Annotated in this window: 16 protein-coding genes; 5 read left to right on the forward strand and 11 right to left on the reverse strand. The window is 46.9% G+C overall.

Annotated elements, in window-relative coordinates; all coding sequences use genetic code 11:
• Nucleotides 1-90 precede the first annotated feature (90 nt).
• The 3 genes from MKY14_RS15685 to MKY14_RS15695 form a co-directional block, all read right to left on the reverse strand.
• A complete protein-coding gene (locus MKY14_RS15685) occupies nt 91-546 on the reverse strand; it encodes a cupin domain-containing protein (protein WP_036686965.1) in 456 nt (151 codons plus the stop codon).
• A 102-nt stretch (nt 547-648) separates the two neighbouring features.
• Nucleotides 649-1,584 carry an SPFH domain-containing protein gene (locus MKY14_RS15690; RefSeq protein WP_076129203.1) on the reverse strand — a complete coding sequence of 312 codons (936 nt, stop codon included), beginning with the start codon at nt 1,582-1,584 and terminating at the stop codon, nt 649-651.
• Nucleotides 1,584-2,018 (reverse strand): NfeD family protein, encoded by a 435-nt coding sequence (locus MKY14_RS15695; protein ID WP_076129202.1) that lies wholly within the window; start codon nt 2,016-2,018, stop codon nt 1,584-1,586. Before MKY14_RS15695 ends, MKY14_RS15690 begins: the two co-directional genes overlap by 1 nt.
• A 601-nt stretch (nt 2,019-2,619) precedes the next feature.
• Between MKY14_RS15695 and MKY14_RS15700 the strand changes: the two genes are divergently transcribed.
• Nucleotides 2,620-4,581, forward strand: coding sequence for a glycosyl hydrolase family 18 protein (locus tag MKY14_RS15700; RefSeq protein WP_340976812.1), 1,962 nt, complete (start codon nt 2,620-2,622; stop codon nt 4,579-4,581).
• Between the two features lie 60 nt (nt 4,582-4,641).
• A complete protein-coding gene (locus tag MKY14_RS15705) occupies nt 4,642-7,086 on the forward strand; it encodes a glycosyl hydrolase family 18 protein (RefSeq protein WP_340976813.1) in 2,445 nt (814 codons plus the stop codon).
• A 393-nt stretch (nt 7,087-7,479) separates the two neighbouring features.
• Here MKY14_RS15705 and MKY14_RS15710 read toward each other — a convergent pair whose 3' ends face one another.
• The 3 genes from MKY14_RS15710 to MKY14_RS15720 form a co-directional block, all read right to left on the reverse strand.
• On the reverse strand, nt 7,480-8,136 hold the full coding sequence (locus tag MKY14_RS15710; RefSeq protein WP_076129200.1) for an XTP/dITP diphosphatase: 657 nt from the start codon (nt 8,134-8,136) through the stop codon (nt 7,480-7,482).
• A 1-nt stretch (nt 8,137) separates the two neighbouring features.
• Complete coding sequence (gene rph / locus MKY14_RS15715) at nt 8,138-8,896, reverse strand: ribonuclease PH (RefSeq protein ID WP_036686952.1); 759 nt, start codon at nt 8,894-8,896, stop codon at nt 8,138-8,140.
• A gap of 163 nt (nt 8,897-9,059) precedes the next feature.
• Nucleotides 9,060-10,193, reverse strand: a complete 1,134-nt coding sequence (locus MKY14_RS15720) for a GerMN domain-containing protein (RefSeq protein WP_175620010.1) — start codon at nt 10,191-10,193, stop codon at nt 9,060-9,062.
• A 269-nt stretch (nt 10,194-10,462) separates the two neighbouring features.
• On the opposite strand from MKY14_RS15720, the gene MKY14_RS15725 reads away from it, so the two are divergent.
• Complete coding sequence (locus MKY14_RS15725; protein WP_076129198.1) at nt 10,463-11,071, forward strand: phosphatidylglycerophosphatase A family protein; 609 nt, start codon at nt 10,463-10,465, stop codon at nt 11,069-11,071.
• Between the two features lie 1,784 nt (nt 11,072-12,855).
• Here the strand turns inward: MKY14_RS15725 and MKY14_RS15730 are convergent.
• The 5 genes from MKY14_RS15730 to MKY14_RS15750 all read right to left on the reverse strand — a co-directional run bounded on the left by MKY14_RS15730 (nt 12,856) and on the right by MKY14_RS15750 (nt 20,031).
• Nucleotides 12,856-13,866, reverse strand: coding sequence for an MBL fold metallo-hydrolase (locus MKY14_RS15730; protein ID WP_340976814.1), 1,011 nt, complete (start codon nt 13,864-13,866; stop codon nt 12,856-12,858).
• 38 nt (nt 13,867-13,904) lie between these two features.
• Nucleotides 13,905-14,639 carry a class I SAM-dependent methyltransferase gene (locus MKY14_RS15735; RefSeq protein WP_076279956.1) on the reverse strand — a complete coding sequence of 245 codons (735 nt, stop codon included), beginning with the start codon at nt 14,637-14,639 and terminating at the stop codon, nt 13,905-13,907.
• 152 nt (nt 14,640-14,791) lie between these two features.
• On the reverse strand, nt 14,792-16,483 hold the full coding sequence (locus MKY14_RS15740; RefSeq protein ID WP_076129196.1) for a glycoside hydrolase family 13 protein: 1,692 nt from the start codon (nt 16,481-16,483) through the stop codon (nt 14,792-14,794).
• A gap of 71 nt (nt 16,484-16,554) precedes the next feature.
• On the reverse strand, nt 16,555-18,210 hold the full coding sequence (locus MKY14_RS15745) for a response regulator (protein WP_038573084.1): 1,656 nt from the start codon (nt 18,208-18,210) through the stop codon (nt 16,555-16,557).
• On the reverse strand, nt 18,211-20,031 hold the full coding sequence (locus MKY14_RS15750) for a sensor histidine kinase (RefSeq protein WP_076186346.1): 1,821 nt from the start codon (nt 20,029-20,031) through the stop codon (nt 18,211-18,213).
• A gap of 238 nt (nt 20,032-20,269) precedes the next feature.
• Here MKY14_RS15750 and MKY14_RS15755 point away from each other — a divergent pair, with 238 nt between their 5' ends.
• Both MKY14_RS15755 and MKY14_RS15760 read left to right on the forward strand, forming a co-directional pair.
• Nucleotides 20,270-21,646, forward strand: coding sequence for an ABC transporter substrate-binding protein (locus MKY14_RS15755; protein WP_248549547.1), 1,377 nt, complete (start codon nt 20,270-20,272; stop codon nt 21,644-21,646).
• Nucleotides 21,647-21,853: 207 nt separating this feature from the next.
• Entirely contained in the window at nt 21,854-22,738 is an 885-nt protein-coding gene (locus MKY14_RS15760) for a carbohydrate ABC transporter permease (protein ID WP_036679565.1), read from the forward strand.
• The last annotated feature ends 18 nt before the right edge of the window (nt 22,739-22,756 follow it).

The raw sequence follows: 22,756 nt of genomic DNA on the forward strand, positions 1-22,756 counted from the left end.
GCAAACGCTACCATAAAAAGTATAGCAGATGGCTTCATCATTCCCCAAATCCTTATAAAAAAACGGAGGCGTAAGCGCCCCCGCTCTTCTTTATTTCTCAATTAGTTTGAAATCATCAAAATGGAATTCAGGAGAAACAATACAGGATACCAGCGTCGGCTCTTTGCCTAACGAGCGCGCGGCCTGCCATACTCCCGCTGGAACAACCACTTGTGGCTGCTGGCCTGCAGCAATATCGAGACCCAGGATAACTTCCTGCACATCCTCAGGCTTATCTCCATTACCTCCGAGACTAAGCACGATTGGACTACCGGAATGCCACAACCAAACTTCATCGGACAATACAGTATGCCAATCAGATTGTTCGCCTTCGTGAAGTAAAAAATAAATTGAAGATGCCGAATGACGTGATCCAGAATAGCTATCGCCTAACACTTCCTGCGAAATTTCAAATTCCGAATTCCAAAGTCTTTTGTACCAACCACCCTCAACGTGAGGCTGTAATCCAAGCAGTTCAACTAGCGGTGAAATTTCTTTTTGCGTCACAGTAGCTTCTCTCCTTCAAAGTTAGCATGAACAACAATAGCTTCGTATGCATAAGGTTGTTTTTGCTTTTTACTTTAACGGAATAAGCTCGAATTGTAAAATCTATTTACTATCCTTGCTCGCTTTGAAGACTTCCGCAATCGCTCCAAGACTTCCCAGCGTTTCAACAGCGCTTGTTGGCAAGAACACTTTATTAGCAGGACCTTTGGCAATCTCAGCCAGAGCCTCGAAGGAACGATAAGCCAGAACATGCTCATCCAGACCTGCCGAACGAATCAGCTCAATGCGTGATTTTTCTGCTTCTGCCACGGCTTGAATCGCTTTAGCCTCACCGTGTGCTTCCAGCTCTTGCGCCTGGCGTGAACCCTCTGCTTGACGGATACGCGCTTCTTTATCGCCTTCTGCTTTTAGAATCTTGCTCTGTTTATCCCCTTCAGCGCGTAGGATCATATCCTGCTTGGCAGCTTCCGCCTCCAAAACAATGGCACGTTTGCTCCGCTCTGCTTTCATCTGCTTATCCATCGCTTCCTGAATATCCAACGGCGGTTTGATATCGATAACTTCCACACGCTCGATCCGCACGCCCCACTTCTCAGTAGCTTCATCGAGAGCAAGACGGATATCCGTCGAAATCTTTTCCCGTCCAGACAAGGTCTCATCCAATTCCAGCTTACCGATGATTTGCCGCATTGTTGCCGTCGAAATGTTTCTTACCCCATACACATAATCAGAAATACCATAAGTAGCTTCCTCTGGTCCAACCACCTGGTAGAAAATAATCGTATCAATCTGCACCTGCACGTTATCCTTTGTAATTACCGTTTGCGGAGGTACATTCGCTTGTTGAATCCGTAAATCATGGTACGTGCGCACCTGATCAATTACAGGAATCAGAATGTTCAACCCCGGTGTCAGCAGACGATTAAATTTACCGAGCCTTTCCACTACGCCTACCCGTTGCTGTGGTACGATTTTGACTGTTAATGCCACAAAAACTACGACCACTACAATAATAATTGCGATAATTGCCCATTGCATTAGTTCATTTCCCCCCATCGTTCTACTTCGATAATCGTCGTGCCTCTTTTCACTACTCTTACAACCTCATCCTTGCCCAGATTCTGATCAGAGCTCGCGCTCCACGTATCTCCGCCTACCTTCACTTGCCCGTAACGTCCCTGCTCTATCGGCTCAACAACTACTCCTTGCCTACCGATGATTTCTGTACCTGTATCCTTGAACCCACGTGAATGGCGAAATCTAGAAACCAGTGGTTTCGAGAATATAGTCAGACCAAGTGCGACCAGTGATCCAAGGACCACCTGAAACAAAATGGCTTCGGGAACAATCAGCGACACCAAACCTGCGGCCAAAGCACCAATACTAAGCCACAATAAATAAAAAGTAAGCGTCATCATCTCAACAACAAACAGGACACCGGCTGCGATCAGCCAAAACACCCACACAACCATCGGTGAGCCCACCACCTTCCGTATGATACTACTATAACGAAAAGAAACATCGATGCGTTGCATAGTTCCATAAAAAAATATTTCAGGCATGTATATGATTTATATTCATTACATCGGTGGTTATGTGTTTCTTCATGAGTTTCTTGATAAAAGGCGAGTATACAAATCCAAAAGGGTTCACTTTTTGAAGAGTCACTATAAATTAGAAAATTGTCCCCCTATATCACCTGATTTTATCCCTAGCGCAATTGCAAGCTATGCTTGAGAATAAGAGTTACCATCACCCATTTATATCTAATTCATCCTAATTATCCAACTTCCAAACATCCTCCTCTATTCATTCAAACCATACACAGCATGTTACATCTTTAAAAATCCATGAAACAGCAGCACACAAAAAGCATAAAAGAAAGCGCTTACTGATTGGGTAAGGCTTGATTTGGACCGCTGCTTTTTGCTGCTGAATCTACGAATTGATCTTCAATAGAATGATAGAAACGCCAAGGGTGATGGTGCACTACAACCGACGGGAGGTGAAGGTCAGGACATCTTGCCGAAAAGAATTTCGAACTACACTTTGAATCTAGGAGGTAGAAATTCAATGATCTTCACGAAAAAAGCTTCACGCAAAACCTTTGCAATTGCGATGATCGCCGCGCTTGTTCTGACACTCTTTTCCACCCTGGGCGGCAGTCCCAAAATAGCCAACGCCGCACAGGATTACAAACTGGTTGGTTATTACGCTTCATGGGCCGCTTACGGGCGTTCTTACAATGTAACTGATATCGATCCTACCAAAATGAATGTCATTAACTACGCTTTTGCGGATATTTGTTGGAATGGAATCCATGGCAATCCCGACCCCACCGGCCCTAATCCGGTGACCTGGTCTTGCCAGAATGAGCAAGGCCAAGCCATCAGCGTTCCGAACGGTACGATTGTTCTTGGTGACCCGTGGATTGACACTGGAAAAAGCTTCGGGGATGACAAATGGGATGATCCCATCAAAGGTAACCTGAAGCAGCTATGGAAGCTGAAGGAAAAGAACCCGAACCTGAAGACCCTAATCTCCGTTGGGGGCTGGACCTGGTCGAACCGTTTCTCGGATGTAGCTGCGACAGCTGCGACCCGTGAGGTTTTTGCCAATTCCGCGGTTGATTTTATTCGAAAATACAAGATGGACGGCGTGGATCTCGACTGGGAATATCCAGTAAGTGGTGGACTCGCAGGCAATAGCTACCGTCCTGAAGATAAAGAAAACTATGTACTGCTGCTGCAAAAAGTTCGCGAAAAGCTGAATACAGCCGGCGCGGCGGATGGAAAAACCTATCTGCTGACCATTGCTTCCGGGGCAGGCCCAACGTACATCAACAATAATAATCTGGCCGGCATTGCTTCCGTTGTCGACTGGATCAATATTATGACCTATGACTTTAATGGGAGCTGGAACACCACCACCGGACATAATGCTCCGTTGTACTATGATCCCGCAGCTTCCGCTTCGGGCTTAACCGAACCGCAAAATTTTAACATCGATAAAGCGGTAACCTCCTATCTTGCGAATGGTGTACCTGCGAACAAGCTTGTACTTGGCATGGCTTTTTACGGTCGTGGTTGGGGCGGAGCTCCTGCTTCAGGAAACGGCCAATATCAGGTGTCCGCTGGCATCTCACCAACGGGTACATGGGAAAAAGGCAGCTATGATTTCTATGATCTCGAAGCCAATTATATCAACAAAAACGGTTATACCCGCTATTGGAATGATACATCCAAAGTGCCTTATCTCTATAATCCAACAAATCAAACCTTTATCAGTTATGACGACGTAGAATCCTTTGGCCACAAGATCAGCTACCTGAAGTCCAAAGGTCTTGCAGGTGCTATGTTCTGGGAAACAAGTGGTGACCGGAACAAAACACTAACCAATAAACTAAACGCCGATCTTGGTGGCGGAGTGGTGCAGCCGACACCGACACCATCCACATCACCAACACCTACACCAACTGCAACCGTGACACCTACTGCAACTCCAACTGCAACACCAACACCAACGCCAACTGCAACCGTGACGCCAACCCCAACGCCTACACCGGGACAATGTTCGGCAGCGACCTGGGGTGCAACAACCGTATACACTGGCGGACAGCGTGTCTCCTACAATGGCTCAGTCTATGAAGCCAAGTGGTGGACGCAAGGGGATCGTCCTGATCTTAGCGGAACTGATGGGGTCTGGAAATTCATCAGCGTATGCGGAACAGCGACACCAACACCAACTGCAACTGTGGCCCCAACTTTAACACCTACGGTAGCACCAACGCCTACCGCAACCGTTGCACCTACGCCTACTTTAGCGCCAACGCCAACTGCAACCGTTGCACCTACACAAACTCCTTTACCTACCGCTACGCCTACTTCGGAAGGGTCTAGCTGGGGAACAGGCGTTGCGTACAAAACAGGTGATGTCGTCGCTTATAACGGAAAAACATATACCTGCTTGCAGCCCCACACTTCACTTCAGGGCTGGGAGCCAGCCACCACACCTGCGCTATGGAAGCTCAATTAAAGACTTGCAGGAAGCATCGTTCCTGAAATAACATTATCCCCCTTTGGAGGTATATTAAATATGATTGCAAAAGCACGTGCTAAGCGCAAAATATCCATAAGTTACCTTGCTGCGCTAATGAGCCTAATCGTTCTGGTTCCACTTTACACCGGGACAGGTGCATCCTTACCAGTGGCCCATGCCGCGGAAACAACACCTTCCGCTCCCGCTCCAGCAGCTGATCATCCTCGCAAAATCGTTGCTTACTTCCCAGAGTGGGGCGATCAGGAGAACAAAGGATTTTACACCGTAGACAAGATTCCGTGGGATAAAATTACCCATATTAACTACGCCTTCGCCAAGGTAAATCCTCAAACGAACAAGATTGATCTCATGGACCGTACAGCTGCAATCGAAAAAGACTATCCCGGTCAGCTGACCACCCTGCCTTTTAAGGGGCATTTTAACCAACTGGTTAAGTACAAACAGCTCTATCCTGATGTCCGCACCCTGATTTCTGTTGGCGGCTGGTCGGGTTCCGGAGGGTTCTTCAACATGGCGAATTCAGAAGCCGGGCGAGAAGCTTTTGCCAATAGTGTTGTGGATTTTCTGCGTACCTATCAGTTCAACGGAGTAGACATCGATTGGGAGTACCCTTCTGGCACTGGGCAGTCCGGTAATCCTAACGATTTTGCCGTGGCAGAACCGCTGCGTACAGTTAATTACAACAACTACGTTCTTCTTATGAAAAAACTCCGCGAAAAGCTCGATCTGGCAGGTGCACAAGACAATCAGAAATATGACCTGACTATTGCGGCCACCGCCTCTTCCTGGATTCTTGGGGGCATGAAGCTTGGGGAAGCCAATCAGTATTTAGACTGGGCGAACCTTATGACCTATGATTTCCATGGGGCTTGGAATGGATATGTTGGGCCGCATTCTGCACTGTACCCGGATTCCCGCGATACTGAAACTGCTGCGCTGGGTACTCCGGTTCTGAATACCGACTGGGCGGTCCGATACTATCTTGGAACGCTTCCTCCGGAAAAAATCGTGATCGGAGTTCCTTATTATTCACGAGGCTGGAAAAATGTGAATGGAGGCATCAACAATACCGGCCTTTACGGCACAGCTCCGACAACCGGTGGGGGAGCAGATGGCCAATACGGGATCTGGAATGATCCCGCACCAGAGCAGCCTGCTGGTGCAAATCCGATCTGGCATGTGCTAAATCTGCTCAAAGATCCAGCGAATAAACGTTACTTCGATCCTGTTACCAAAACACCGTACTTGTTCAACGCAGACAAGAAGGTTTTTCTTACGTATGAAGATAAGGAATCTCTTGGCTACAAGCTGGATTACATCAAGCAAAAAGGCTTGGGAGGTATGATGTTCTGGGAACTAACGGGCGATTACTCTGAGCAGAGCGATGGCACTTATACGTATGGCAATTCTCTGACCGATTTTGCCTATGATCAGCTGAAGACAGCCTCGCCGCCGGGCGGAGCTCCTAAGCCGCAGTTGCCTGAACCTAAAAACTTCAACCTCAGCTTCAGCGGCGCCTATGATCATCCGAACTATACCTATTCATTAAAAATAACGAACAATACCGGCACAGATATTTCCGGTGGCTGGAAGCTGGAGTTCGACCTGCCAACAACTACAACCCTAACCTCGGCATGGGGAGCCGGTAGCGTTGAGCAAATCTCCACGGCCTGGGATTTCAACCGCTACCGTATTACAGGTACAGCTACTCAAACTATTGCGAATGGAGCTTCACTTGAAATTCCGGGTATGATGAAGCTGAACTTTTCAGGCGGTCCACAGCGAATCACCCTGAACGGAAACTCGTCCCAACAGGAATACGATAAACTGTACGGAGGCATTACACCTACGCCAACACCAACACCGTCTGCATCACCGACACCGACTCCGACGACTACACCAACAGCAACACCAACGGCAACACCTACAACAACACCGACTCCGACGGCAACCGTGACGCCAACGCCAACTGTAGCGCCAACACCTACTCCTACGCCGGGACAATGTTCGGCAGCGACCTGGAATGCGGCAACCGCATATACTGGCGGACAACGCGTTTCCTACAGCGGCTCACTCTATGAAGCCAAGTGGTGGACACAGGGAGACCGTCCCGATCTTAGCGGACCGGACGGTGTCTGGAAATACATCAGCGTGTGTGGAACAGCAACGTCAACACCAACGGCAACTGTAGCTCCAACAGTAACACCGACTTCGACACCTACGGTGGCACCGACGCCTACTGCAACCGTTACTCCAGCGCCTACGGTGGCACCGACGCCCACCGCAACCGTAACACCGACGCAAACTCCATTACCGACTGCTACTCCTACTTCGGGAGGGTCTAGCTGGGTAACAGGAGTTGCTTATAAAGTAGGTGATGTCGTCGCCTACAGTGGAAAAACGTATTCCTGCTTGCAGCCTCACACTTCACTTCAGGGGTGGGAGCCAGCTTCCACCCCTGCTCTTTGGAAGCTGATATAATCCGGTACTTTCCTTGATTCCAACAAGGAGAACATCCCATTATTAGTGCAGAGGCATTCTCATCCTTTGGGGCTTACGTTACGGACCCAGTTGACGTTATTTACAAATTTCAAGCCTTTGGAGCTGTGTATCGGACTCCAGTGCTGCTATTCCCTATAAAATGCTTCTTTCGGGGTGTTTTTCGTGCCCATAGCGACTTTGGGGTCCGTTCGAATCTCAAATATCGGATAAAGCTGCGTTTAAGGTCAGCTGTGTCCGGGTAGCCGCTTCATACGGTTGAATGTGCTAGAATCGAACGAAGTTTGATGCTTTGTTTAAGGGGAAGGAATAAAAAACGGGGGTGCCCAGCAGCCATTTTGCGGCTTTTGGACACCCCCACTTTTATATAAAAATCTATTCCTGCGATAGGCCGCCTTCGGCTGCCAGTTTTTTCTCCAGCTTTGCCGTCAGCAGTCGCAGTGCAGTTCCTCGATGGCTAATCTGCTGCTTCTCTTCCAGCGTAAGCTCGGCCATAGTTTTTTCATGTTCAGACAGATAAAATAGCGGGTCGTAACCGAAACCGCCAGCACCTGATGGTTCTGAAGTAATCCAACCTTCGACCGCACCTTCTGCGGTTAGCTCCTGCTTGGAAACTGGATCGTACAGCGATAAAGTACAGACGAACCTAGCCGTGCTCAGCAAAGGCTGATCTGTGTCTTCCCCCTGTTTCAATCTCTCTAGCTCGCTTAGCAGCTTTAGGTTATTTTCCCCATCCGTAGCGTCTTCACCGGCAAAACGTGCAGAGTACACACCCGGTCTGCCATCCAAAGCATCTACACAAAGACCCGAATCATCAGCGAGTACCGGAATTCCAAGTGCATCACCTACGGCTTTGGATTTTTTAAATGCGTTTTCTGCAAAAGTAGCCCCGTCTTCCACCACATCGGGCAGATGCGGATAGTCATACATACTCTTAACTGTCAGGCCCAGCGGGGCAAAAGCGTGCTCGAACTCGCGCACCTTCCCCTTATTCTTCGTTGCGACAATGAGAATATTGCCCGTGGAATTCATGTTACACCTCTTGGCCCGGTTGGCCGGAAGGGATTTTCAGAGCAATCGCTCCGAGCGCTTCTTTTTGCGCCGCAATCAGTTCATAAATTCCCTTCTCACCTAGACCTAATAATAGGTCCAGCTCTTGACGCGAGAATGGTCTTTCTTCGCCAGTCCCTTGTACCTCAACAAAAGCACCGCCGCCGGTCATGACTACATTCATATCCACTTTGGCTTTGGAATCCTCTTCATAATTCAGATCGAGCAATGTTTTATCCCCTACAACACCTACACTAATTGCTCCCAAAAAGTCTGTTATAGGAAAAACAGCCAGCTTGTGCTGTAGTGCAATTTTATTAATAGCAAATGCCATGGCAACAAAAGCGCCTGTTATCGAAGCCGTCCGAGTTCCCCCATCCGCCTGAATCACATCACAATCCAGCGTAATACTGCGTTCACCTAACGCTTGTAAATTCACCACGGAGCGAAGCGCACGGCCGATCAGCCGCTGGATCTCCATTGTACGTCCGGTAAGTTTACCGCGTGCAGCTTCACGTTGATTACGGGACTGGGTGGCCCGAGGAAGCATCGAATATTCGGCAGTTACCCAGCCTTTTCCTTGTCCTTTAAGAAACGGAGGCACTTTTTCCTCTACAGTAGCCGTACAAATAACTTTGGTGTCTCCCATCTCAATGATCACGGAGCCCTCAGCATATTTATTCGTTTGGGTCGTTATTGTCAGCGGCCGTAATTGGTCGTCAGTTCGCCCGTTTGATCTCATCTTTTCTGCCTCCTACATCGTATAGCTAATAGTTTAGTGTGAGTCCCGTTTCCCTGTTGTTCATTGCGGCAGTTCACCGTTCGGGACGTTACGTCTTTTTGAGCAACTTTTATTCTACCAAAGAGGAGGCACAAAAGCATCTTTTAAACCTTAGAAGGTCATTCTATAACGGGAGCTCGTTCAAAAATTCAGGTGCAGAAACAGGTTTGCTATAATCCACATTGTCAGTGTCAGTAATCGATTGTTTGCCGTTCAAACGAATTTGAACCAGAGCATCTTCCGTATTTTGCGCAACAGTCAGAACAACCGATTCCAGTAATTCGGCAGGAACTTCCTTCCCATCTGCGAACATATCGTCAGTCAAGGATACAGTAACAACACCGTTTTGTCCGGCTTCAACCGAATCAAGTGATGTGCCCTGTGTCATAACCATTTCCAGACCGTCTCCGGATTCAGGTCCCGCAATCAGCTCATTGATAGCAGCAGTCAGCTGCTCTTGCCCTGCGGGTACAAAGCGCGTAACCGGAACATAATATTGGATACCGTCAGGAGATGTTGTGGAAAAATAAACAGTAACCGCACTAGAGTTCATCAAAGATGGACCTTGTTTAGGCAGGTTAATGCCCATTGTACGGGACAGCGGGCGATCCAGCGGAGTACCTTGAAGCGGCATTTCCGTAAGCTTTTTACCATCTACCCAGAACTGTACACCTTTAATGTCATCTTGACCGGTAAGTGTCCAAGTGATCGCTTCAAGGATTTTGCGTTCATCCGCAGCATCATAGTTGTTAAATTCCGAAGTGAACTCAACAACTGCCAAATTCGACTTGTCTACCGTAATGCTTTGCACCTCAGTTCCAGCTGGTAGAATGCCTTGGAAGCCTTCTGGCAATGAGGACGCATATTCTCCCTTATTCACTAATGCCATTAAAGAGTTCTTGAGCGTGCTGGAATCTTTGCTTTTTGGCAGATTTAGCGACACTGGAGCGAGTAAGCCATTTCCATCTTCCAAATATACGGTCGTCCGGTCACCGGAAGCCGTTGCTTTATCCGTTGCTTTAGCGGTTTTGGTGCTGTCCTTCACAACTGCTTGTGCATCATCCTGAGCCACTGGACCAAATACACCTGAATCCAAAGTATTATTTCCCTCTGTCTGTAACATCTGCGCTTCAACCTCAGGTGGCGGAGCATCAATCGATGCTGATTCCGAACCGAACAAGCCGCAACCGGACAGTGCCAGTGGAACTGCGAGTAGGCAGACTGCGGAAATCCCGCGGATTTGTTGCATTGTTTTCATCATTTATTACCCCTTTCAAGGTTAGATAGCATTTGTACTGCTATGTATACGAGACCTTTGTCCAAAAAATAACAACTGCTTATCCTAAATTGTTGGAAAAGCCTGTGCGCTTTATTTTCAGGTTAGGTTGGATCTAGATTTTAATTCATATAGACTCCGTTTTCTGGACAAATACTTTTTCTAAACGTACAATCTGAGATAACACCAGCGCTTAACATCATGCTAACGAACGTTGTAATGCAAAGACTTAACTTACGAGGTGACTAATCATGGCTGATGAACCAATCGCAAAAATACCTTACAGTCTGAACAGCAAGGCAGTCGCAGATGCGACCAAAATGTGGTTGAATAAGCGTGGAGTGAACCTGCAGGAAATCGCAGAGCTCGTTATGTTTCTGCAAAAAAAATATTATCCAAACTTAACGATGGAAGAATGTGTCCATAACGTTGAGATGGTACTCAGCAAACGAGAAGTGCAAAATGCGGTACTTACGGGCATTCAATTGGACATGCTCGCGGAGGAGGGGAAGTTGTTTCCGCCGCTTCAGGATATGATCGAAAATGATGAGGGATTATACGGAGTGGATGAGATTCTGGCTTTCTCCATCGTAAATGTATATGGCAGCATTGGCTTCACCAACTATGGTTATGTGGACAAGCTTAAGCCAGGCGTTCTTGAACGGTTGAACGACAAAAACACCGGGCAGATCCACACCTTCCTCGACGATATCGTCGGCGCGGTAGCCGCTGCAGCTAGTAGCCGAATCGCACACCGTAAGCAAGCTGAGCGTGAGATAGACCTCGAACTTCCGCATTCACCTGAGGATCGCGAAGAAGCTGCAAGGAAACTTGCAGAACATGAAAAACAACCGGAGTAACCGGTGTTTTGGGTACACTCTGAGAATTAAAAAGCGATTGTTTCGTAACCCTTGCGGGTTATGAGACAATCGCTTTTTTTAAGGTTGGGTTGGGACCGTTTTAGGGAAAAACTCCCTAAAAATACCGAAAATCGTTCAAAACCTAAGTTATTAGGGAATTCTCCCCTAATAACTCTACGAAAACCTTAATTTATAGCTACATTCGTAGATTATTAGGGAGAAATTCCCCAATATTCGCTCTACACTCCAACAAACCTCAAAAAACAGGGAGAAATTCCCCAATTAGTCAATACCAACACTTAGCTACTCGGCAAGATGTGTTTTTACCCACGAATAGCTGCATCTGAGTCCAAATGATCAGCATGATGCATGAGTAAAGTAATCAAATGGTAGTTGGTAATGCGATCGGACTCAGGTGACCCTATTTCCATAAAACACCCTTGATTTAGTGACTTTCGGACTCCAGAGTCGCTATTCACTCAAAAATGACCAATAACTACCCTCTGCACTAGCAATAACGCCTCTCCGGTCCGATACTCACCTCAAAAGTCCCAAAACCCACGAATAGCGGCGTCTGAGTCCGAATGATCTGTGTAACGCATGAGTAAGTAATCAAATCTGAGCCCGAATGATCAGCATGACGCATGAGTAAAGTAATCAAATGTTAGTTTGGTAATGCGATCGGACTCAGGTGACCCTATTTCCATAAATCACCCTTGATTTAGTCACTTTCGGACTCCAGAGTCGCTATTCACTCAAAAATGACCAATAACAACCCATCACTCTAGCAATAACGCCTCTCCGGTCCGATACTAACCTCAAAAGTCTCAAAATCCACGAATAGCGGCGTCTGAGTCCGAATGATCTGTGTGACGCATGAGTTAAGTAATCAAATCTGAGTCCGAATGATCTGTGTGACGCATGAGTTAAGTAATCAAATCTGAGTCTGAATGATCTGTGTGACACATGAGTAAGTAATCAAATCTGAGCCCGAATGATCAGCATGACGCATGAGAAAAGTAATCAAATGTTAGTTTGGTAATGCGATCGGACTCAGGTGACACTATACTCACATATCCCCATTGATTTGGACACTTTCGGACTCCATAGTCGCTATTCACTCAAAAATGACCAATAACAACCCTCTGCACTAGCAATAACGCCTCTCCGGTCCGATACTCACCTCAAAAGTCTCAAAATCCACGAATAGCTGCATCTGAGTCCGAATGATCTGTGTGACGCATGAGTAAAGTAATCAAATATTAGTCCGAATGACCTGCATAACGCATAAGCAAAGTAATCAAATGTTAGTCCGAATGATCAGCAAGACGCATGCGTTAAGTAATCAAATCTGTGTCCTAATGATCAGCATGACGTATGAGTAAAGTAATCAAATGTTAATCTAAATGATCAGCATGACGTATGAGTAAAGTAATCAAATGTTAATCTAAATGATCAGCATGACGCATGAGTAAAGTAATCAAATCGAAGTCTAAATGATCAGCGTGACGCATGAGTATGTAATCAAAGGTTAGTTTGGTATGTGGTCGGACTAAGGAGCTCAATATTCATATAAATAGCACCGAAATATACTCTCTACTTAGTCACTAAAACCAAAACCCAAAAAAGAGCAGTCCCAATAACACAAGACTGCTCTGTACCTCTACTCGATCATAACCTTCATATCTCAATTCATTTCATCATTCATCATTCATCATTCATCATTCATCATTCATCATTCATTTCATCATTCATTTCATCACTCATCGATCGCGCTAGAAACTCTAACTAACATGGTCTCCAGCACTTTCAGATGCTGCAAACAATATAGCACCGTCCGCCTCTATCATCACTGCCCGCTCCCGGCGCATCAACTCCGCTAGATGCGCCAGTGTCTCACTCATCGCAAAGCGCATCTGGTGAACGGTGGTTACCCGGCTGCGAAAAAGAATTTCGCAGACGGCGAAGCCGCTCAGCGGGCCGTTTGCGAGCAAGGCTGCCGTGGTATCCAGCCGCTCCTCATGATGAGCGAGCAGGCTGCTGACCCGATGCGCGAAGCCCGTGAACGGTTCCCGATGACCCGGGAACGCCATGCTGACCGGGTAGCTCCCCAGCTCCCGCAGCCCCTGAAGAAACGTCTGCAGCGGCTGTGGATCGCTGCCTGGAAGCAGGCTGACATTGGGCGAAATCTGCGGCAGCACAGCATCGCCGCAGATCATTTGCCCGCTGCCCGCATGATAGAAACTCACATGTCCCGGTGCATGTCCGCCAGTTACAATCAATTGCCATTCACGGCCACCCATCCCGAAAGGCTGTACCTCATTCAGATAAGTTACAACCGGCTGTGGCTCTACTTGAGCGTCAAAGCTCTCCAAATGCGCTTTAATTCCACTCGACCATTCCTCCGACATTCCGTGTCTGATGAAATATAACGGCAAAACTTCATTGATATCCGTGTTACCGCCCCACATCAACATCGCTTCGGCATGAGCACGTTCAGTCATCCATACTTTACATCCGGTCTGCGACTGCAACCATCCCGCCAATCCATAATGATCGGGATGATGATGCGTTACGACGATATCCCGCACGTCCTTCCACGACAATCCCAGCTCCTGCAGGATCGCCTGCCAGCATTTTTCTGTCTCCGGGCTACGCGGACCCGGATCGATAATAGTAATTCTGCCATCCTCATCGGGAAGAATATAGCTGTTCACTTGACGAAGCGGCGAGTCCATGGGTACCGAGACCTGAAGAATGTTCTCGTCCCATGAAGTGATATCCGCCTTAGACATGGTGCGATCACCGCCTTTGAATCTTTTTCCTGATACCATTACGATCGAATTCCACTAAAAATCATCCGCGTGGAGCTTTCTGCATTATAAACCTCATCTTCATAGCTGCCATGCACAGCTTCGAGCTGTAAACCCGCTTCCTCGATCATTCCGCTGAATTTCTCCAAGGAATACAGCTTCACACGTTCATGATATTGACGAGATGTAGAATCATTTTTAGAGGTTAAAATGATGTCCTTCTTCACATACCCATCCTCGATCCGCCGCGACTCATCAATCAGATTCTTTCCATCCTCGCGGGTAGAATGCGGCACCAGATGACGAATCACATACGCAGGGTTCAGATAATCAATAACAAACTTGCCACCCGGCTTCAACATCCGATAGATTTCACGCAAAACCTTTACCTGCTCCTCATCCTCTTCAAAATAACCAAAGGAAGTGAACAGATTAACCACAGCATCGAAACCTCCTATTAACGGTAGGTCCCGCATGTCAGAACGCAGCCAAGTTACCTGCTCCGCTCCTTTTTGAGATCTTGCCTCACGCAGCAATACCTCTGATAAATCTACTCCAGTTACCTCGTACCCTGCTTCCGCAAGCGCCAGTGAATGACGTCCCATCCCACAACATAAATCCAGCACTTTGGAGCCTGGCGGTAGTCCCAGCCACGAGATCATTCGTTCAACTTCTTTACGAGCTCCACCAAAGTCTCGATGTTTGTATACGACCAGATAATCCTCTCCGAAGCTCTTTTCATACCATTCAGTCATGTTGTCTCTCCTCCCACAGGCGTCTTCCTGTAACTCCACTCTATGTATGTTAATGTATCGCCATTGTACAGTCTTTTACTCACAAACTCAAAGAAGAGTTGTCACAGTGGAGCGCTCAGCCCCTTCATGACAACTCATTCCTGTAGCTTCCCTTACACAAGCTGCTGCAAATATACTCGTGCTTCATAAGGACGAAGTTTAAGCGGTTGGATCTGCTCATCTTTTTCCACGGAATAATTAGAAATTAACAGCTCAATATTGTCTGGTTGGAACTCCGCTGGCCATTCGAATACAGGCTCTCCATCATAAAAATTCAGAATAACCAGCAGCCGCTGATCTTCTAATGTCCGAGTATACGCATATATCTCTGTATGCTCTGCGAGCAGCAGCCCGTAGGCTCCATAAACGATGACTTTGTGTTTTTTTCTCAGGGCAATCAGCTGTTTATAGTAGTTGTAAATGGAATCGGGATCTTTAATCGCATTGCCAGCGTTGATCTCCATATAGTTGGAATTTACTTCAATCCAAGGAGTCCCCGTCGTAAAACCACCTGCGTGACCATCGTCCCACTGCATCGGGGTGCGGGCATTATCCCGGCTTTTATGATGAATGGCAGACATAATCTGCTCTTCTGGAACGCCGTTTTTTCGCTTTTCTTCATAATAATTAAGCGTCTCTACATCCCGGTACTCATCAATGGATTCGAAACAGACATTCGTCATACCAATTTCTTCGCCTTGATAAATATAAGGTGTGCCTTCAAGCATGTGAATGAAGGTCGCCAGCATTTTAGCCGAAGGAATCCGGTAAAAAAGGTCGTTCCCAAACCGGGACACTGCGCGCGGCTGGTCATGGTTGCAGAGATAATTCGCATTCCAGCCTTTGTCATGCAGAACCGTCTGCCAATTACTCATAATCTTTTTCAGCTCCAGTAGACTCCATGGGACGACATCCCATTTTCCACTACCTGCCGAAGCGGCATCCAGAAACATATGCTCAAACTGAAAAGTCATATTCAGCTCCCGGCGACCATCACCTACATAATCAAGCGCCTGCTCCGGTCCAAGTCCTGAAGTCTCTCCTACCGTCATAATATCGTAGAAATAAAGCACTTTATCATATAAATTCTGTAGCAGGGTATGCACATCTGCCAGATTGGAGAACATTCCATAAGCTCTTACGGTAGGTGTTCCACCTGGATTATCCGCATCCGGGTAACCTTTCGTCTTCACGATATGTGCAATGGCATCAAAGCGGAATCCGTCCACACCCTTCTTCAGCCACCATTCCACCATCTCATGCAGCTTATCAATGACCACCGGATTCTCCCAGTTCAGATCAGGCTGATATTTGGAGTAAAGGTGAAGGTAATATTCATCCGTCCGCGGATCATGCTCCCACACCGAGCCACTGAAATAAGACTCCCAGTTATTCGGGGGACCTCCATTTTTTCCTTTTCGCCAAATATAGTAGTCCCGTTTCGGATTGTCCTTCGACGATCTGGATTCAACAAACCATGGGTGCTCATGTGACGTATGGTTCAGAACCAAATCCATCATCAGCTTCATCCCACGTGCGTGCATCTCCCTCAGCAAATGGTCAAAATCATCCATCGTGCCAAATTCCTTCATAATGTCACAGTAATCACTGATATCATAACCGTTATCATGGTTTGGTGATTTATAAATTGGGCAGACCCAAATCACGTCTACACCTAAATCCTGCAGATAATCCAGTCTGGATATGATTCCTTGCAAGTCTCCAATCCCATCTCCGTTACTATCCATGAAGCTAATCGGATAAATTTGGTACACGACACTCTCTTTCCACCATTTCGGGTTCATTTCTCGGTTACCTCCTATTTAGCTATATGTAGAGTTTAACCACACAAAGCCTAGTAGATAACAATTTACTCCTACTTCCCTAGTCCCTTTTGATATTGTGAGGGCGTAAGTCCGGTCCATTTCTTAAAAGTAGCACTGAAGTGGCGTTCTTCCCCATAGCCCACTAACTTTGCAACGGCGTACATTTTTAAGTTTTGGCGGAGCAGCTTTTTTGCCTCTTCTACCCGGTATTGATGCAAGTAATCGAGAAAATTCACACCCAGCTCCTGGCGGAACAGTGAACTTAAATAAGTATTAGATACATAAGCTTCCTTCGCAACATACTCCAGAGATAGATTGGTATTATATTTGTTACGGATGATCTCAAGCGCTGTAACTACTGTTCGATGCAGAGGGCGATGTTTAGAAAAAGCCTCCACCACATTCTGCATGATCTTATTCAGGATCGTAGATAATTCTTCCAGCGTCTCGATCTGTGGTGCCTGCTCCATCCAATTGACCAAATGCTGCTTCCATTCAAATCCAGCTACTTGTTTTTCCTGCGCAAGCCTCTTAAGACGAACGACAAAAGCGGTTGCCCGAATATTCACCTCCTGCTTGAGGCATCCGGGGTTTCCGCGAAAACGTTCCAGCCATTGCTCCAGCAGATCGAGGGCAAGCTCATTACTTCCTGCACCGACTGCCACAAGCATCTCATCCTCCAGCACATTTAATTCAGGATCATCTAAAATCCCGATCTCCTGTGCGCCACCCCCAATAACTCCTGAGCCTTCTGTATAAAAATAAACGCCGCCTTTCCCATTCAGAAAGCGGGATTCCATGGCCTGAAGCGCTTCTTTATAAGACAGATGAGCTTCCGAAATATCCGCACGACAGGAGCCTACAGCAATACTGATTGACAGCTTGAGGTATTTCTCCAGATTGCTTTGCAGCATCCCAATCTGCTCTTTTAAATAGATGGGGGTTCGGTAAGACTTGCGGGAATCCGTTCCAGCTAAACCACTGCCGATCCAGAGCAGGAGATTGCCATCATGGAAGGTCTCGATTTTTCCTTTATAGATAGGAGACAAGGTCTCACTAATAATATTTAGGGCCGCGTAACGTAAAAGTACAAAATCCTGTCCTGACCCACCGGCAGAGGGAGGATCAAAATCAAAGCTGACCAGCCCAATCTGCGGACCTTCGTGACTAATAGCCATAGCTAACTCACCGATCAGCTCCTGCCGCCGCTCCAGCGGAACCGGAGGATGATGAATCCATTGGGACAGCACTTGGCTTTTGACAAGCGGTGCATTTTTATGCCAGGAACGATCTCTTTTTAGCTGCTCATTCTCCTGACAACGCTGCCTTTCAATTAGCTCCTTAGCCTTGAGTACCGTCTTCAGAATTTCCTCCGGCCGGCACGGCTTCAGCACATAATCGACAACCCCCAGCGCAATCGCTTGTTTCGCATAAGAGAACTCATTATAGCCAGATAAAATAATCGAGCGAAAGTCGTAACCGCGACGCCGTCCAGCTTCGATTAGCTCCAGACCATTCATCTGCGGCATGCGGATATCCGTTAACAATAAATCCGGCTGTTCAGACTCCATCAGAGCCAGCGCTTCACTTCCGTTCCCCGCTTCGCCCATTACCTCAATCTGATGCGAATTCCAGTCAATCATATTGACGATACCCTCACGGATGGTGTCTTCGTCTTCAGCAATCAGCAGCTTCAGCTTCATCATTTAGGGACCCTCCACAGTGATATGAATGATAATACGTGTGCCTGCTCCTTCTACACTCTCTACTTGCAATGAGGCTCCGGCAAAAAACAAAGCTAAACGTTCCTGTACATTCGAGAGTGCAAACCCCGAACGTCCAGCATTCTCCTCTTCCTCCGAGATAGAGCTTCCTCTCGCTAAACGCTGATGTAGCTCCTGAAGTCTTTCCGGCGTGATTCCCACCCCGTTATCTTGAACTTCGAGCACAATAGTCCTATCTTTGCGGAAGGCGCGAATCGAGATTAGTCCGCTTCCAGCCAGTGGCTCGATCCCATGAATCACTGCATTTTCCGCCAGTGGCTGGAGCAGCAGCTTAGGAACTGTAAAATCCTTGATACTCTCATCCAAGGTAATTTCGAACTCAAAACGTTCTCTAAACCGATTTTTTTGCAGGAACAAATAATTCTTTACAAGCTCTACTTCCTGTTCCAATGTAAACGTATCCCGCCCATCATTTAAGCTCAGCCGGAATACTTGAGAAAGCGAATAGACCATATCCGCTATTTCTTTGTCGCCCTTCTTCTCAGCTTCCCAACAAATCGTATTCAGCGTGTTATATAAAAAGTGCGGCCTGATCTGTGCCTGAAGCGTTTTCAATTCTGCTTCCTGCTGCTTCAGTTTGGAGGCATATACATCATTGATGAGCGATTTGATCCGCTGAACCATTAGATTATAACCATGGCCCAAGAGACCAATCTCATCATTTCCTTCAAAAAATACGCGCTGCGTGAAATCCCCTGTCTGGAATCTGCGCATGGAGCGGGAAAGCTTTTTCAGCGGTTTCGTTATTGAGGCGGCGGCGAGCCAGGTAACCATTAAGCTAACTGCTAAGCACAGAAAAGCGATCGTCACCGTGACCTGTGAAATCTGCCCCAGCTCTTTGACAAGCTGCCGTTTGGAATGCACCACCACTACATACCAACCCGTCGTTTCTGACTGCAGATGCGAGACAATCCACTGTTTGTGATCCGCTGTAGACTCCAGTCTCTGCTCTAGGTTCAACTTAGGATCGCTGTCCGCAAAATACGGAAGATCAAGATCTCTTTTGCCGATCCAGCTCCGGTTAGAAGCCGTAATGATGAGCCCGTCTCGATCTACCACAAACATATCTACATCATCTTCAGAGTTGTCTAGATATTGGCTTCCAATCTTACCAGCATCGACCCCGATCACCGCTAGCCCTGCCGGTTTTAAAGTATATACATTCTTGATAATTCTGGAAAGTACAATCTTATGATAATGATCACCAACAAATATGCCATCCGTGGGTCTGGACAATCCAAAGGTTGGACTGCCTGCGGCTTCAACGGCTTCCTTGTAGTACGAGGTTTGGACAAAGTTAGAGAACTTCATGCCAGTCGTCAATCCGGCTTGGTTCGCAGCAAAAGGCTCCGCCCCGTTATTCTGGTCTTCCAAAGAGTATAGAATCAGGGATTGAATCGAATTGCCAGCGACCATCAGGTTGGTGACCGTTTTAAATACGGAATTACGTTCTTTTTGTGCTTCTGACGACACTAAGAGCCGCTGCACACTTTCATCCAGAAAGAGTGTATTGGAAAAAGAAATCATTCCCCTCACCATCTCATCAATCTGCTCTGCTGTTTTCCGGGTCAGGTGATCCTGTGACTGTTTCATTTTCTCCACCACCTGCTGCGAAGAGATCTGATAGGAGTTCCACCCCATAGCAAATATAGTCACGAGAAGCAGCGGCACAAACCATAATAACAGCTTAAACTGGAGCGGAAGATGGCGATAACGGCTTAATAAGCGGATGTTTCGATTCATGAGAACCACCTTCATGTATAATCAATAAATGTGTAAACCAAGTATAACTGAAATCATTAAACCCTGAACCAGCTTTTTACAATCACTGAAAAATGCCTACATAGTTCTTAAATATGGACCATGTTTCTATCGGTCATAAACTCTTAAGATGGGGATGCAAGATGAAACGACATTGTCGTCCTCGTTTGATGACAGCCGTTCTCGTGGAAATATATCTCATAAAAAAGGTGGGTTTTTGATGAAAGGTAAAGGAATAAAGCTAGCACTTATGAGTCTAATGCTACCAGCTCTGCTGGCAGGCTGCGGTGGCGGAAATAACAATGCGAAAGCTACCAATGCACCTACAAATGACAAGGCCGAAGCTACTGCCGAAGCAACAGCTAGTGCAGGGGAAAACACACCCGTCGAAAAAATCACACTGAAGTTCTTCACCGCGCTCGCGGATCGGGCCAATGGTTCAGGTAAGGTAGAGCAAGACATTATCGATGCTTACATGAAAGAGAACCCTAACGTCAAGATTGAAGTGGAAGCGCTTCAAGATGAGCCTTACAAATCAAAAATCAAAGTGTATGCCTCCAGCAATCAGCTTCCCGATATCATTCAAGCCTGGGGTCAGCCCTCCTTCCTGAGTCCGCTGCTGGATAACGATCTGCTGCTTGAACTGAACAGTGCTGACTTCGAAGGTAATCAGTTTGTGTCCGGATCCATGGACGGCTTCAGTAAAGACGGTAAGCTTTACGGCTTGCCGCGTGGTGCCGACTACATGGTGATGTACTATAACAAAAAAATATTTGCTGACAACGGCATCGAGGTGCCAAAAACAACAGATGATTTGCTTGCCGCCGTCAAAACACTTCGTGCCAAGAAAATTAACCCGATCGCTATGAATGGTATGGACGCTTGGACACTGCCTATCTGGTATGAATTTGTAGCCCAACGTCAGACTGGCGATTTCAATACAATGGATGAAGCTGTGGCACGTAAAATATCCTTTACAGATCCTAGTCTGGTTGCAGCTGCAACTGAAATGCAGCAATTCGCCGATGCTAAAGGTTTTGCCGATGGCTGGCTGACTGCCGATTACGGTGCTGCACGCAACTTGTTCGGACAAGGGCAAGCTGCCATGTTCTTTATGGGCGCTTGGGAGTCGGGTCTGGCAACAGACGAGAACTTCTCTGAAGAATTCCGCAATAACGTAGGTGCTTTTGCATTCCCAGCTTCAGCTAAAGGTAAAGCAACCGATGATGCCGCTTGGTATGGTGGTGGATATGCAGTCAGCAAAAACTCCAAACATGCTGAAGCCGCTGTTGATTTCTTGAAATATTTCTTCGCTCCAGAGCATTGGTCTAAAATGCTATGGCAAGCTGGCGCGGGTACACCTGCGCAGCAATTCGATCAATTCCTAACGGGTAACGAAACCCAGCTGCAAAAAGAATTGATTGAAGTGTTCAGCTCCATGACCTCTTCCAGCGGTACTCCACTGCAGGATGTGGGTGACGATGAGTTCAAGCAAAAGGTAATGGAGGCGCATCAAAGCCTGCTTTCTGATGCGATTACCCCTGAAGAATTCGCCAAAGCACTGGATGCTGCATCCGATAAATTCGCTGGTAAATAAACCAGAGAACTACAAAAAACATGAACCTTAGCGCTCCTGAAGTAACCTTATAGATGGCAGTGCGCAAACCCCGGCTTCCCCCAGAGGCCGGGGTTTTGTTTTCGAAAAAATGTATACACCGATCTGAAATTTACGGCATGTTCCGGTGCCTGGCTTCCCGTTACGATGGTAATAGATAGATTACTCTTTAAAAGGACGGAGATTTCCATGCACAGAGTGTTAAGCGACAAAAAAGCGATTTTCTTACTCATCGCACCTGGACTGTTCCTATTTGCTTTTATGATCTGCATCCCTATCTTCATGAGCGCTTATTACGGTTCTACGGATTGGGGCGGGATCGGCAAATACAATTTCATCGGCTTTGATAACTACCGCGAAATTCTATTTCATGACAAAGTGTTCTGGAGATCGCTGGTCAACGCCCTGCTCCTGACCGCCGCCACTGTATTTTTACAACATCCCTTTGCCATTCTCATGGGGATATTCCTAACCAATTCCGGCAAATACGAAAAAATATTCCGGACGATCTTTTTTATCCCCGCTGTAATTTCCGTCGTCGTTACAGCCAAGCTGTGGACCGGAATTTTCCATCCGAACTACGGACTGCTTAACAAGCTGCTAAGCGGAGTTGGATTGGATGCACTTACGCATGATTGGCTCGGTGATCCAAAGACGGCCATCTGGTGCATCATCATTGTTGTTATGTGGCAAGGCTTTGGGTATGCACTGCTGCTGTATTATTCAGGTCTGCAAGGCATTCCGGAAGATTTAAGCGAAGCCGCAAGAATCGATGGCGCCAACAACTTTACCCTCTACACGCGTATCATCATTCCGCTGCTTTCGCCGATGATGCGGGTTGCCATCATCATTGCCGTCACCACCTGTCTTAAGCAAATGGAAACCGTATTCTTAATGACCAACGGTGGCCCTGCAAATAGCACACAGTTCCTAGGGAACTATCTGTACAAAACCGCCTTCTCATCATCGCTATACGGCTATGGTAATGCCATTTCGATTCTGTTTATTGTGTTCTGCCTGATCCTAACCGTTATCCTCAACAAGATTTTAAAGAAAGATATCGGAGAATTTTAAAGAAACCCTGTAACCGGA

This window comes from Paenibacillus sp. FSL R5-0887 (genome assembly GCF_038002305.1).
In the GTDB taxonomy this organism is placed as follows: Bacteria; Bacillota; Bacilli; order Paenibacillales; family Paenibacillaceae; genus Paenibacillus_AQ; species Paenibacillus_AQ odorifer.

What these genes read in the sequence shown, in the direction of transcription:
- MKY14_RS15690 (WP_076129203.1), bottom strand. Translation starts at nt 1,584, where the DNA reads ATGCAATGGGCAATTATCGCAATTATTATTGTAGTGGTCGTAGTTTTT.
- MKY14_RS15695 (WP_076129202.1), bottom strand. Translation starts at nt 2,018, where the DNA reads ATGGTTGTGTGGGTGTTTTGGCTGATCGCAGCCGGTGTCCTGTTTGTT.
- MKY14_RS15700 (WP_340976812.1), top strand. Translation starts at nt 2,620, where the DNA reads ATGATCTTCACGAAAAAAGCTTCACGCAAAACCTTTGCAATTGCGATG.
- MKY14_RS15705 (WP_340976813.1), top strand. Translation starts at nt 4,642, where the DNA reads ATGATTGCAAAAGCACGTGCTAAGCGCAAAATATCCATAAGTTACCTT.
- MKY14_RS15710 (WP_076129200.1), bottom strand. Translation starts at nt 8,136, where the DNA reads ATGAATTCCACGGGCAATATTCTCATTGTCGCAACGAAGAATAAGGGG.
- rph (WP_036686952.1), bottom strand. Translation starts at nt 8,896, where the DNA reads ATGAGATCAAACGGGCGAACTGACGACCAATTACGGCCGCTGACAATA.
- MKY14_RS15720 (WP_175620010.1), bottom strand. Translation starts at nt 10,193, where the DNA reads ATGAAAACAATGCAACAAATCCGCGGGATTTCCGCAGTCTGCCTACTC.
- MKY14_RS15725 (WP_076129198.1), top strand. Translation starts at nt 10,463, where the DNA reads ATGGCTGATGAACCAATCGCAAAAATACCTTACAGTCTGAACAGCAAG.
- MKY14_RS15730 (WP_340976814.1), bottom strand. Translation starts at nt 13,866, where the DNA reads ATGTCTAAGGCGGATATCACTTCATGGGACGAGAACATTCTTCAGGTC.
- MKY14_RS15735 (WP_076279956.1), bottom strand. Translation starts at nt 14,639, where the DNA reads ATGACTGAATGGTATGAAAAGAGCTTCGGAGAGGATTATCTGGTCGTA.
- MKY14_RS15740 (WP_076129196.1), bottom strand. Translation starts at nt 16,483, where the DNA reads ATGAACCCGAAATGGTGGAAAGAGAGTGTCGTGTACCAAATTTATCCG.
- MKY14_RS15745 (WP_038573084.1), bottom strand. Translation starts at nt 18,210, where the DNA reads ATGATGAAGCTGAAGCTGCTGATTGCTGAAGACGAAGACACCATCCGT.
- MKY14_RS15750 (WP_076186346.1), bottom strand. Translation starts at nt 20,031, where the DNA reads ATGAATCGAAACATCCGCTTATTAAGCCGTTATCGCCATCTTCCGCTC.
- MKY14_RS15755 (WP_248549547.1), top strand. Translation starts at nt 20,270, where the DNA reads ATGAAAGGTAAAGGAATAAAGCTAGCACTTATGAGTCTAATGCTACCA.
- MKY14_RS15760 (WP_036679565.1), top strand. Translation starts at nt 21,854, where the DNA reads ATGCACAGAGTGTTAAGCGACAAAAAAGCGATTTTCTTACTCATCGCA.